General features: G+C 72.3%; 14 protein-coding genes. 2 read left to right on the top strand and 12 right to left on the bottom strand.

The window, feature by feature from the left end; all coding sequences use genetic code 11:
* Positions 1 to 24: 24 nt before the first annotated feature.
* Positions 25 to 741, top strand: a complete 717-nt coding sequence (locus ACSJD1_RS04615; protein ID WP_438854150.1) for an ABC transporter ATP-binding protein — start codon at positions 25 to 27, stop codon at positions 739 to 741.
* Between the two features lie 531 nt (positions 742 to 1,272).
* On the opposite strand, the gene ACSJD1_RS04610 is transcribed toward ACSJD1_RS04615, so the two are convergent.
* The 3 genes from ACSJD1_RS04610 to groES form a co-directional block, all read right to left on the bottom strand.
* Positions 1,273 to 2,562 carry an ABC transporter substrate-binding protein gene (locus ACSJD1_RS04610; protein WP_438854138.1) on the bottom strand — a complete coding sequence of 430 codons (1,290 nt, stop codon included), beginning with the start codon at positions 2,560 to 2,562 and terminating at the stop codon, positions 1,273 to 1,275.
* A 249-nt stretch (positions 2,563 to 2,811) separates the two neighbouring features.
* Positions 2,812 to 3,768: an EamA family transporter RarD gene (gene rarD, locus ACSJD1_RS04605; RefSeq protein ID WP_438854137.1), complete on the bottom strand. Its 957-nt coding sequence runs from the start codon at positions 3,766 to 3,768 to the stop codon at positions 2,812 to 2,814.
* Between the two features lie 157 nt (positions 3,769 to 3,925).
* Positions 3,926 to 4,222 carry a co-chaperone GroES gene (gene groES, locus ACSJD1_RS04600; RefSeq protein ID WP_022889766.1) on the bottom strand — a complete coding sequence of 99 codons (297 nt, stop codon included), beginning with the start codon at positions 4,220 to 4,222 and terminating at the stop codon, positions 3,926 to 3,928.
* Positions 4,223 to 4,351: 129 nt separating this feature from the next.
* Here groES and ACSJD1_RS04595 point away from each other — a divergent pair, with 129 nt between their 5' ends.
* A complete protein-coding gene (locus ACSJD1_RS04595; RefSeq protein WP_438854136.1) occupies positions 4,352 to 5,539 on the top strand; it encodes a class I SAM-dependent methyltransferase in 1,188 nt (395 codons plus the stop codon).
* A 59-nt stretch (positions 5,540 to 5,598) separates the two neighbouring features.
* Here ACSJD1_RS04595 and ACSJD1_RS04590 read toward each other — a convergent pair whose 3' ends face one another.
* The 9 genes from ACSJD1_RS04590 to ACSJD1_RS04550 form a co-directional block, all read right to left on the bottom strand.
* Positions 5,599 to 5,955: a hypothetical protein gene (locus tag ACSJD1_RS04590; protein ID WP_438854135.1), complete on the bottom strand. Its 357-nt coding sequence runs from the start codon at positions 5,953 to 5,955 to the stop codon at positions 5,599 to 5,601.
* A 166-nt stretch (positions 5,956 to 6,121) separates the two neighbouring features.
* Positions 6,122 to 6,394, bottom strand: coding sequence for a hypothetical protein (locus ACSJD1_RS04585; protein ID WP_438854134.1), 273 nt, complete (start codon positions 6,392 to 6,394; stop codon positions 6,122 to 6,124).
* Positions 6,395 to 6,907: 513 nt separating this feature from the next.
* Positions 6,908 to 7,270, bottom strand: a complete 363-nt coding sequence (locus ACSJD1_RS04580; RefSeq protein WP_438854133.1) for a DUF4190 domain-containing protein — start codon at positions 7,268 to 7,270, stop codon at positions 6,908 to 6,910.
* A 176-nt stretch (positions 7,271 to 7,446) separates the two neighbouring features.
* On the bottom strand, positions 7,447 to 8,496 hold the full coding sequence (gene tsaD / locus ACSJD1_RS04575) for a tRNA (adenosine(37)-N6)-threonylcarbamoyltransferase complex transferase subunit TsaD (RefSeq protein ID WP_438854132.1): 1,050 nt from the start codon (positions 8,494 to 8,496) through the stop codon (positions 7,447 to 7,449).
* The gene (gene rimI, locus ACSJD1_RS04570; RefSeq protein WP_438854131.1) at positions 8,493 to 9,056 is read right to left on the bottom strand and encodes a ribosomal protein S18-alanine N-acetyltransferase; all 564 of its coding nucleotides are present in this window, start codon (positions 9,054 to 9,056) and stop codon (positions 8,493 to 8,495) included. Before rimI ends, tsaD begins: the two co-directional genes overlap by 4 nt.
* Positions 9,053 to 9,673 (bottom strand): tRNA (adenosine(37)-N6)-threonylcarbamoyltransferase complex dimerization subunit type 1 TsaB, encoded by a 621-nt coding sequence (gene tsaB, locus ACSJD1_RS04565; RefSeq protein WP_438854130.1) that lies wholly within the window; start codon positions 9,671 to 9,673, stop codon positions 9,053 to 9,055. The genes rimI and tsaB overlap by 4 nt, the downstream gene beginning before the upstream one ends.
* A gap of 56 nt (positions 9,674 to 9,729) precedes the next feature.
* On the bottom strand, positions 9,730 to 10,263 hold the full coding sequence (tsaE, locus tag ACSJD1_RS04560; RefSeq protein ID WP_438854129.1) for a tRNA (adenosine(37)-N6)-threonylcarbamoyltransferase complex ATPase subunit type 1 TsaE: 534 nt from the start codon (positions 10,261 to 10,263) through the stop codon (positions 9,730 to 9,732).
* A complete protein-coding gene (gene alr, locus ACSJD1_RS04555) occupies positions 10,263 to 11,402 on the bottom strand; it encodes an alanine racemase (RefSeq protein ID WP_438854128.1) in 1,140 nt (379 codons plus the stop codon). Before alr ends, tsaE begins: the two co-directional genes overlap by 1 nt.
* Positions 11,399 to 11,815 carry a holo-ACP synthase gene (locus tag ACSJD1_RS04550; protein WP_438854127.1) on the bottom strand — a complete coding sequence of 139 codons (417 nt, stop codon included), beginning with the start codon at positions 11,813 to 11,815 and terminating at the stop codon, positions 11,399 to 11,401. Before ACSJD1_RS04550 ends, alr begins: the two co-directional genes overlap by 4 nt.
* Between the last annotated feature and the right edge of the window lie 130 nt (positions 11,816 to 11,945).

Raw genomic sequence — 11,945 nt, 5'->3', positions numbered from 1 at the left:
GCGGCGACGGTGGACACGCGCGACATGGTCGTCGAGGTCCGGGACGTCACGGCGGGGTACCTCCCCGGCGTGAACATCCTGAACGGGTGCTCGCTGACGGCCCGGGATGGCGAGCTGATCGGCATCATCGGTCCGAACGGCGCCGGCAAGTCGACGCTGCTGAAGTCGATCTTCGGACTGGTCAAGGTCCGCGAGGGCGGCATCTTCCTCCAGGGCGAGGAGATCACGAACCTCAAGGCGAACAAGCTGGTGTCGAAGGGCGTCGGGTTCGTCCCGCAGACGAACAACGTCTTCCCCTCGCTCACCATCCAGGAGAACCTCGAGATGGGCATCTTCCAGAAGCCCAAGGACCTCAAGCACCGCTTGGAGTTCGTCGTCGACATCTTCCCGGAGCTCGGCAAGCGGCTCGGACAGCGAGCCGGCTCGCTGTCGGGCGGTGAGCGTCAGATGGTGGCGATGTCGCGTGCGCTGATGATGGGACCGCACGTGCTGCTCCTCGACGAGCCGAGTGCCGGCCTGTCGCCGGTCCGCCAGGACGAGGCGTTCCTGCGGGTCAAGGAGATCAACCGGGCAGGTGTGACGACCATCATGGTCGAGCAGAACGCCCGTCGTTGCCTCCAGATCTGCGATCGCGGCTACGTCCTCGACCAGGGCCGCGACGCCTACGAGGGTCCCGGCCGCGAGTTGCTGAACGATCCGAAGGTCATCGGCCTCTACCTCGGAACGCTCGGCCAGGAGTAGCACCACCGCTCGACACGCCCGAAGGGGGCGGATGCCACGGCATCCGCCCCCTTCGTCGTGCGCGGACCGAGCGTGTCCGAGAACGGCGCCGCAGGTCGCGTGGATCGCTCCTTCGAGGCGCACCGCTCGCCGTGCGCGCTGGATCGAGCCACGACGCCTGTCTGAGCGCTCGGAGCATGGTGCGGCCTCGCGGGGCCCGGCGCTCACGTCCCGGCGCTCACAGCCGATCGTCGACGGTGACCGTGGTTGCGGCGCTCCGTGCCTGGAAGCCGAGCAGCGCGGGCGGGTCGGGATGGCGCCCGCCGGTGGGTGCATGGACTCCAGGCGGCGGAGCAGCGGGAGATGAGCGCCGACCTGTTGCCGTGCGGCGCGGACGGCGCCACTTCCCCGCCCCCGTCGACCGCAGCTCTGCGCGCGCCGTGGACCGGCGTCCCACCGGAGCTCGCACCGGATCCGGGCAGCGCCGACCGACCGCCGGGCATGCGAAAGGGCCCCGGCCGAAGCCGGGGCCCTTCGCTGCGTCTCAGCCGATCAGCCGATGCGCGTGTAGGTGTTGTCGTCGTTGTACTCGTAGATGCCGATGGTGGCCTCGGTCGGGTCACCGTTCTCGTCGAGGGTGATCGGACCCGACGCACCGTCGAAGTCGATCTGGTTGCCCTCTGCGAGCAGCGCCGCACCGTCGGCGAACGTGGTCACCTTCTCACCATCGCCCGAACCACCGGAGACCTGCTGCAGGTAGGCGCCGATGTCCTCGCCGGCCGTGCTGTTCGCGGCGTAGGCCGCGAGCGCGATCAGCATGAGGGCGTCGTACGACTCCGGACCGTAGCTGAAGCTGTCGAGGGCGGGGTCGATGCCGAGCATGCGGTCCTGGAAGTCGGCCTCGAGCTCCGGGCCGGGGAGCGTGCCCTTCGCACCGGTGACGAGACCGGGAGCGAAGTCCGCGCTGTAGTCGGCCAGGTTGCCGTCGACGAAGTACAGCTGGTCGCCGGGGTAGCCCGCGCCGACGAGGGCCGGCACGACGACCTTGGCCTCGTCGAACGTGATGACCGCGACGGCGTCGGGGTTCGCGGCGTTGATCGCCGAGAGCTGCGCGTCGAAGTTCGAGTCACCCGTGTTGAAGAGCTCCTCGGCCACGACCTCGCCGCCGGCGGCCTCGAAGGCCTCCTTGGTGGCGGCCGCGAGACCCGTGCCGTACGGGTCGTTCAGGACCAGCAGGCCGAGCGTCGAGGCGCCGTCCTCCGCGATCAGGTTGCCGAGGACCTCGCCCTGGAGCAGGTCGGACGGCGCGGTGCGGAAGTACAGGCCGTTGTCGTCGTAGTCCGTGAAGTCGGGCGACGTGTTGGCCGGCGAGAAGTGGACGACGCCGGCCGACGTGATCTGGTCGATGACCGTGAAGGACACGCCCGACGAGGCCGCACCGATGATCGCCGACACGTCCTGCGAGAGGAGGTCGGTCACCGAGACGGTCGCGATGTCGGTCGTGGTGTCGCCGGAGTCGCGGTAGACGACCTCGACCTGGATGCCGGCGTCGGCGTCGTTGATCTCCTCGGCGGCGAGCGCGACACCTGCTTCCTCGGGCGGTCCGAGGAAGGCGAGGGTGCCGGACTGCGGCAGGATCGTGCCGACCTTCAGAGTCAGGTCGCGCTCACCCGCCTCGATGGGCAGGGCGTCGCCGGTGTCGGACGGCTCCTCGGACTCTTCCGGGGTGGTGCCGCCCGTGCTGCACGCGGTGAGGAGGAGGGCGGAAACGCCAGCAATGGCGATGCCCGTCCAAGCCGCGCGAGCCGAGCGCGAGCCGGTGGCCCTCGCGAATACGCTCATGATGCTCCTTGGGACTGAAGGATCGGTACACAAACAGCGCCTGACGACGCCGATGTATCGACCGTATTGCCCGCCCAGATGGGAAACAAGATTGCCTCGATCACAACCCGGTAACGCACACGGAATCGTTATCTCGACGTCACCGAAGCACGATTCTTCGCAGGATTGCGGCGATTCCGCCACGAAATCGCGCACGCGAGGGCCGCTCGGACGTGGGTCGTCCAGCCCCACTCCGGGGGTCGGTCGCGCTCAGACCGGCTCGAGGTTCGCGGCCCGACGAGCGGCACGTGCTCCTCGCACGAGGTCGAACGTGAGCACGACCAGCGCGAGCCAGACGAGGCCGAACCCGGCCCATCGCTCGGGCGGCATCGGCTCGCCGAGCACCACCACGCCGACGAGGAACTGGATGAACGGGGCGAAGTACTGGATGAAGCCCATGTAGATGAGGGGCAGTCGTCGCGACGCGGCGGCGAACAGGAGGAGCGGGATCGCGGTGACGGCACCGGCCGAGAGCAGCAGCACGGTGTGCCACGTGCCCGCAGTGCCGATCGTGAGCCCGGTGGTCGACGCGACGACGACCAGGAGGATCGCCGCGACCGGGGCGAGCCAGGCGGTCTCGAGCGTGAGGCCGGAGACCGCATCGACGCGGTGCCCGACCCGCTTCTTGATGAGTCCGTAGAAGCCGAAGCTGAACGCCAGCACGAGGGCGATCCAGGGCATCTGGCCGTACCCCACGGCCAGCACGACCACGGCGACGATCGAGATTCCGACGGCCGTCCACTGCACGGCGTTCAACCGCTCGCGGAGCACGATGACCCCGAGGAACACGGTGACGATCGGGTTGATGAAGTAGCCGAGCGCCGCCTCGACGACCTGCCCGGTGAGGGTGGCGAACACGTACGTCAGCCAGTTCGCGAAGATCAGCACGCCGGCGAGGCCCATCGTGAGCACCACGCGTCGATCGCGGAGCAGCGCTCGGAATGCGCGCCAGGTTCGCGTCACGGCGATCAGGACCGCGCAGAAGACCAGCGAGAGGAGGATCCGCATCGCCACGATCTCGATCGGGCCGCTCGGCGCGAGCGCGATGAAGTAGATCGGGAGGAACCCCCAGAGCGCATACGCGGAGACCGCGAAGGCGAGGCCCGCCCGGCTCACGCCGTCGGGACGGACGCGCGCCGGGACGTCGGTGGGCGGAGCGGATGACACCGTGCCAGCCTACGCGCGACCTCGGACGCCACGGTCCTCGTCGACTGCCGTCCTGCGTCGCGATCCGGCCGCCGATCGGCTCGCGCCACTCGCTCGCGGAAACGACGACGCGGCCCGGATGCCGATGGCATCCGGGCCGCGGTGATGTCGGCGTCGACTAGCGGACGACGACCGCGAGAACGTCGCGGGCCGACAGGACGAGGAAGTCCTCGCCGCCGAACTTGACCTCGGTACCGCCGTACTTGGAGTAGATCACCTTGTCGCCGACGGCCACGTCGAGCGGGACGCGGTTGCCGTTGTCGTCGATGCGGCCCGGGCCGACCGCCACGACCTCGCCCTCCTGGGGCTTCTCCTTGGCGGTGTCGGGGATGACCAGGCCGGAGGCGGTGGTCTGCTCGGCCTCGACCTGCTTGATGACGATGCGATCCTCGAGCGGCTTGATGGAAACCGACACGGTTGACCTCTTTCTTGACGAAGACTGGGGTTAGCAGCCTCTGAGTGAGAGTGCTAAAGCGAGTCTATGGGGGTTCTGGCACTCGTGCAACGTGAGTGCCAGCGGATGCCTCGGTGCTAGCGTGTCGGCGTGGAACGCGACGAGCTGGTGCGGCTGCTCTCTGCCGAGGGCCTCGGGCTGCTCGACTCGTTGCCGCCGTACTCGTCCAAGGCCGACATCGTGAAGACGGTGGCCGATCTCCGCAAGCAGGGCCACGACCCCGGCCTCGTCTCGGCGGTCCTCAGCCAGTCCCGACTCCGGTCGAAGGCGCGCGCGAAGTTCGGCGAGTTCGCCGACCGCATGCTCTTCACCGAGCCCGGGCTCGAGCAGGCGACCCGGCTGCGCGTCGCCGCCCTGCACGCCGGGAGATTCGCCCGCGCTGGGCTCCACCACGTCGCCGACCTCGGCTGCGGCATCGGCGGCGACGCACTCGCCATGGCTGCGGTCGACCTCGAGGTCACCGCCGCCGAGGCCGACGAGGTGACGGCGGCCGTCGCCGCGTTCAACCTCACGCCGTTCCCCAAGGTGCGCGTGCTCCACGCCCGCGCGGAGGACGTCGCACTCGGCGGCATCGACGCCGCTTGGCTCGATCCGGCACGCCGCACGACCTCCGGCGGCACGACGACGAGACTCTCGGATGCCGCCGACTACTCCCCCTCGCTCGACTTCGTGTTCGGCCTGGCCGAGCGGATGCCGGTCGGCGTGAAGCTCGGACCGGGCACCGATCGCGAGGTCGTCCCCGACGGTGCCGAGGCGCAGTGGGTGTCGGTCGACGGCGACGTGGTCGAGCTCGTCGTCTGGACCGGGGCCCTCGCCCGAGCCGGCATCGGCCGTGCGGCACTCGTGATCCGCGGCGATGGTGCGCAGGAGCTCGTCGCCCCGGCCGACAGCGAGGACGCCCCGATCGGCCCGCTGGGCGACTACCTGTACGAACCCGACGGCGCGGTCATCCGAGCCCGCCTCATCGGAGACCTCGCGCGCTCGATGGGCGCGTGGATGCTGAGCGACGGCATCGCCTACATGACGGGCGACCGCGCGGTCGAGACGCCGTTCGCGACGGCGTTCCGCGTGATCGAGCGCCTTCCCGCAGACGAGCGCAGCCTTCGCCGGGCCCTCGACGAGCGCGGGGTCGGCACGCTCGAGATCAAGAAGCGCGGAGTCGACGTCGACCCGGCCGCGCTCCGGACCCGCTTGAAGCTCAGGGGAGAGGTCTCCGCGACCGTCGTGCTCACCCGCGAGGAGGGACGCCACGTCGCGATCCTCGTCGAGCGACTCTGAGCGTCGGGCGGTCGAGCGGGTCGGCGAGCACGGATGCACGGTGCTCGGCGAGGCGGAACTCAGCCGGTGGGGAGCGCGCCGAACACGATGGCGTAGTAACCGAGCCACACACCGGAGAACACCAGGCCGGCCACTCCGGTCCCGATGCCGACGAACGCGAGCACCCGTCCGTGCTCCTCTCGTCGCAGCCCGAGCACGCCGAACACGATGGCCGCGACCGACAGCGGGAACATCCAGCCGACGAGGAGCGATGCGACGGCCCCGATCGTGCCGATGACCGCGGCGACGCGGCTGTAGAACCGGCGCTGCTCGTCCTCCTCCTCGTAGTCGGCCTCGCGCTGCTCGGACTGCGGCCGACCGACGGCGAGCAGCTGGCCGGTCGGAAGCCCGTGGAGCGCACCGGTGTCGTACGGCACGTCGAACTCACGAGGCGGACCGGCCGCCGGAGGGGAGGGCGTCGGCGGGCCGGGCGACGGCGGGCCGGGCGACGTGACCGCGCGCGACGCGGGCGCTCGCGACTCCGTCGCCTCGCCTGCGGGATCGTCCGAAGCCGGCCTCAGCTCGTCGCTCACACCATTCGCCTCAGTACCCGTAGCCGTATCCGGACCCGATCGAGAACAGCATGCCCCACAGCAGGAACGAGAGGAGCGCGATTCCGATGCCGACGAAGCCCAGGATGAGGCCCGTCAGCCACATGCCCTTCGCAGCGGGCTCCTTGCGGCGGCCGAGGAACCCGAGCACGATCGCGGCGGCCGGCACGAAGAGCTGCAGGACTCCTCCGACGAACGGGATGAAGACGACCGGCGACCCGATGACGCCGATGACGCCCGCGATGAGCGAGATGAGGCTGAGCACGGGCGTCGGCTTGGCGGGCGCCGCCCCGGAGCCGGCAGCAGCGTAGCCCGAGTAGCCGGGCGCCGGCGGAACCGCGGCTCCGGCCTGGGGCTGGGCGGCGAACGGCCCCCCGGCGGACGGCGCCGTCGCCGACGGCGGCCCGTACGGCGTGGCTGGTGAAGGGGGCGCCGACGGCGGTGCGACAGGCGCCACCGGGGGAACCGGCGGAGCGGGAGGCACGGGCGGACCCGGGGGGAACGGCGCACCGGGCGCCTCGGGTCCGCCCGGCGGGATCGGGGTCACCGGAGGCTCGGGGGGCTCGGGAGCAGCCGGCGGGACCGGCGCCGGCTCCGCCGGCACCGCGGGCTCGGCAGGCTCCGCCGGCACCGCGGGCTCGACCGGCTCCGCGGGCACGGCGGGCTCGGCAGGCTCCACGGGGACCGTCGGTTCCGTCGGGGCCGGGGGCACCGGCTCCGAGGGCTTCTCCGGGTTGGTGGGATCGCTCATGCCGAGCCCCTTCCGTGCTGCGGTGGATCAGTAGGTGGTGACGCTGCCGCTGCTGATCGCGGCGCCGATGATCGCGAACCAGACGATCGCGAAGATGATGCCGAGGACCAGTCCGACGTAGCCGATGATGAGACCGGCGATCGCGAGGCCGCGACCCTGCTCGCCCGTCTTCTTGATCTGGCTCAGGGCGATGTGGCCGGTGATGATGCCGACGAGCGAGATGAAGAACGACGACACCAGCGAGACGATGGCGAGGACGTTGGTCTTCTGCGCGGCCGGCGCCGAGTACGAGGGGGTCGCGCCGTACGAGGGCGCGGGCTGGGCCGGCGGAGCGGGCGGAGGCGGCGGGACGTTCGACGCGTTCGGGTCGGGCGTGTTGGGGTCGGTCATGATGCGGTTTCCTCTCGTGCAAGCGTGGACCCGGCCATGCTGGCAGCGCCGCAGGGTGCTGTCAACGCTCGCGGCGCGGGTCGTCTCACCCGCGATCGCGGGGTTCTTCGCTCACCATAGCGCTCGGCGCGACTCGCGTGCGCGGGCACAAGTGCCCATGGCGATCCCGGCTCGGATCAGCTCTGGATGTCGGTCACCGGGAGCGTCGAATCGGCGCCGAACTCCAGCGACGACGGCGCATGGCCGGCCATGATGAGCCGTGCTCCGAGCGCGGCGATCATGGCCCCGTTGTCGGTGCAGAGCGACAGCGGCGGGATGCGAAGCGCGATGCCCGCGGCATCCGCCCTCGCCTCGGCCACCTCGCGCAGCCGCCGGTTCGCCACGACCCCGCCGCCGAGGAGCAGTCGCGGCACGCCGAGGTCGGTGCACGCGGCGATCGCCTTCGACACGAGCACGTCGACGACCGCCTCGCGGAAGCTCGCGGCGACGTCGGCGAGCGGAACCGGCTCGCCTGCCGCCTCGCGCTGCTCGACCCAGCGGGCGACCGCGGTCTTCAGGCCCGAGAACGAGAAGTCGTACCGGTGGCGTTCGAGGTCCTTCGGCCGCGTGAGGCCGCGCGGGAACCGGATGGCGTCGGGGTCGCCGCCGACGGCCGCGCGGTCGATCTCGGGCCCGCCCGGGTAGGGCAGTCCGAGCAGCCGAGCGACCTTGTCGAAGGCCTCCCCCGCCGCGTCGTCGATGGTCTCGCCGAGCAGTTCCACGTCGGAGTCGAGGTCGCGTACGAGGAGCAGCGACGTGTGCCCGCCCGAGACGAGCAGGGCCACGCTCGGGGTCTCGAGCGGGCGGTCGCCGATGAGGTCGGCTCCCACGTGCCCGACCAGGTGGTTGACGGCGTACACGGGCTTCTCGAGCGAGAGCGCGAGCGCCTTCGCGGCGCCCACGCCGACCATGAGCGCGCCGGCGAGGCCGGGCCCGTTGGTCACGGCCACCGCGTCGAGGTCGGCGAGGTCGACGGATGCCTCGTCGAGCGCCGCGCGGATCGTCGGGCCGAGCGCCTCGAGGTGCGCCCGGGCGGCGACCTCTGGCACGACGCCGCCGTAGCGGGCGTGCTCGTCCATCGACGAGGCGATCGCGTTCGCGAGCAGCTCCGTGCCTCGGACGATGCCGATGCCGGTCTCGTCGCACGAGGTCTCGATGCCGAGCACGAGGGGTGCCACGCGGTTCACCGGGTTCCTCCTGCCGTCGGGTCCGCCCCGTCGGCGGCGCCGGCGTGCGCGGCCCCGGGCCCGACCTCGATCCGGTCCGCGGCCGGTCGCGCCACGGCCGGAGGGACCTCGAGCCGCATCGCGACGGCATCGACCCCGTCGGGCTGGTAGTACCCGCGGCGGACGCCGATCTCGACGAATCCGAGCGAGTCGTAGAGGGCGCGCGCCGTCGGGTTGTCGGCCCGCACCTCGAGGAAGACCTCGGCCGCGTCGCGGCGTCGCGCCTCGTCGATGAGCGCGTGCATGAGCGCCCGCCCGAGCCCGGCTCCGCGGTGGGCGGCGTCGACCGCGATGGTCTGGATGTCCGCCTGCCCGGACCCGCGCGGAGCGAGGAGCCCCGCGTACGCGACGGGCTCGTCGGGACGTGCGTCGTCGACGACGACGAGGTAGTACCCGTGCGCCGACGCCAACTCGCTGCGCATGGCGGAATCCGGCCACGCATCGCTCGCGAACGTGGCCCGCTCGAGCCGCATGATCGCATCGAGGTCGGCGAGCGCGGCACGACGGAGCATCAGGCTCATCGCAGCACCCGCTTCCCGGCCGACGGCGTCACGTCGGGCGCGCGGAGGTAGAGCGCCTCGTCTGCGGCGATGGGAAGGCGCCCCGCCGAGGACGCGAGCTCGACGACCATTCCGAGCGAACCGGCCGAGACGGTGTCGGCGTCGAGGCGGATGCCGCGGGGCGCGGGCACCGAGTCCCGCGGCTCGAGGCGGGGCGCGGCCGACCGCACGGGCAGCCCGTCGGCGTCGAGGCCGTCGTAGTCGGTCACGGCCGACTCGCGCCGCCGGGCGTCCGTGACGACCTGCAGCGGCCCGACGCCGCCGGCCGTGTACCAGGCGTGGGCGATCGCGTCGTGGCTGACGACCGGCACGACGGGGCGGCCGATGCCGAGCGCGAAGGCCCGCGCCGCCGCGATGCCGACCCTGAGGCCCGTGAACGGACCGGGGCCCATTCCGGCCGCGACGCCCGAGAGCTCGCCGGGCCGCACGCCCGCGCGCTCGAGCACGTCGCGGATGCCGTCCCCGATGAGCTCGGCATGGCGCATGGTGTCGTTCGTGCCGGTCTCGGCGAGGATCCCGCCGTCGAGGTCGACCACGGCGACACTCGTCCCCGTGGACGTGTCGATCGCGAGGAGCATGGCATCAAGCCTAGATGTGCGCCGCCGCGCGTCCGCCGGGAACCGGTCCGGAGCGCTCAGTCCTCGAGCTGGCGCTGGACGGCGAAGGGCGTGCCGGCCCAGCGCGGACCATGGCCGAGGAGCTCGACGGTGCGGGGCTCGTCCTCGTCGAGGTCCTCATCGGAACCGCTGCCGTGCTCGCCGCCGTCCGCTCCGGCCGCGCTCTCATCCCCGCGGCGCCGGGCGATGACGACCTCGAGCCACGATTCGCTGACGTCGTCGAGCAGTCCGGCGCCCCATTCCACCACGACCACGGAGTGCGTGAAGTCGAGGTCGAGGTCCTCGAGCTCGGCGGCGCTGCCGAGGCGATAGGCGTCGACGTGAACGAGCGGGGCGGCGCCGACGAGGCTCGGGTGGGTTCGTGCGAGCACGAACGTGGGGCTCTGCACGGGCCCGCGAACTCCGAGCCCATCGCCGATGCCGCGCGTGAGCGTCGTCTTGCCGGCGCCGAGCGGACCCGTGAGCACGACGAGGTCGCCGGCTCGGAGGGTGCGACCCAGCTCGCGACCGAGCAGTTCCATGGCGTCGGTGTCTGGGACGGTCCGTCGCATCACGCGCCCCCGACGTGGGTGCGCGGAACGCGCGGTCCGACGCGGGTCACGATCTCGTAGCCGATCGTGTCGGCCGCGTCGCCCCAGTCGTCGGCGGACGGGGCGCCGGATCCCGGGTCGCCGAAGAGCACGACCTCGTCGCCGACGGCGACCTCGGCCTCGCCCACGTCGACCAGGAACTGGTCCATCGCGATCCGCCCCGCGATGCGGTGGCGTGCGCCGTGGATCACGACCTCGGCCCGGCCGGAGGCCTGCCGCGGCACTCCGTCGGCGTACCCGAGCGGGACGAGCGCGAGCGTGGTCGGGCGCGATGCGCGCCAGGTGTGGCCGTACGACGCGCCCGTGCCGGTCTCGACCCGCCGCACGGCGGCGACCCGACCGCGGAGCGTCATCGCGGGCGTCAGGCCGAGCTCAGCGGCGGTCGTGCCGTCGCCGAAGGGCGGCACGCCGTAGATCCCGATGCCGAGGCGCACCATGTCGAGGCGCGCCTCGGGCATGCGCAGTGCCGCAGCCGTGGAGGCGAGGTGGCGGATCTCCGGCGTCAGTCCCCCGCGTTCCGCCCTCGCGACGCCGTCGAGGAAGGCCGCGAGCTGCGCGGCGTCCTCGTCGGGCGAGGTGTTCGCCAGGTGGCTGAAGAGTCCGAGGACGCGCACCCGGCCGTCGGCCTCGAGCGCGGCGGCCCGCGCCACCACGTCGTCCCAGTCGGACGGCAGGATGCCGTTCCTGCTGAGACCGGTGTCGAGCTTGAGGTGCACGTTCGCGATGCGGCCGCCGGATGCCGCGGCATCCGCCATGGCCTCGAGCTGGGCGAGCGACGAGGCGCCGAGGTCGATGTCGTGGGCGATCGCGGCGTCGAACCGCGCCGCCGGATCGTGCAGCCAGGCGAGGACCGGGGCCTCGATCCCGGCGTCGCGCAGTGCGAGCGCCTCGTCGAGGTCGGCGACGCCGAGACGGTCGGCGCCCCCGGCGAGTGCGGCGCGGGCGACCCCGACCGCGCCGTGGCCGTACCCGTCGGCCTTTACGACGGCCATCACTCCGGCAGGGGCGACGGCTCGGGCGAGCGTCGCGACGTTCTCGCGCACGGCGTCGAGGTCGACGAGCGCTTCGCGGAACGGCGAACGGACGTGACGGGAGTTCACTCGGCCTCCTCGGCGGGGTGCGGGGCGGCGAGCGCCTCGCGTGAGGTCGACGCGCGACCGACCCCGCGTTCGAGCACGACGAACGCGCTCGCGATACCCGCGTCGTGGCTCATGGAGAGGTGCACCCGGTCGATGCCGAGCGCGGCGACGTGCGCGGAGAGCGCGCCCGAGAGCGCGAAGTCGGGGTTGCCGTCGGCGTCCTGGACGATGCGCATGTCGTGCCAGCGGATGACGGCGTGCCCGCCGAGCGCCTTGATCAGGGCCTCCTTCGCGGCGAAGCGCGCCGCGAGGGAGCGCGCCGGCCGCTCGCGTTCGCTCTCAGCGAACAGGCGGTTCCGGAGGCCGGGCGTGCGCTCGAGCGATCGCTCGAAGCGCGCGATGTCGACCACGTCGATGCCGATGCCCGCGATCACGTGTTCCCTCCCGTGCCCACGGTTCGAGTCTGCCGCACCGGGGCCGCGGGGGGGGGGGGGGCCCCCCCCGCCCCCCCCCCCCCCCCCCCCCCCCGGGGGGGGGGGGCCCGGGGGGGGGGGGGGTCGGCCG

Origin of the sequence: Agromyces excoecariae, assembly GCF_051715505.1 — a bacterium.
Lineage (GTDB): Bacteria > Actinomycetota > Actinomycetes > Actinomycetales > Microbacteriaceae > Agromyces.
Note: the sequence above shows the minus strand (reverse complement) of the source record. Positions and strands in the feature narration are given on the sequence as shown.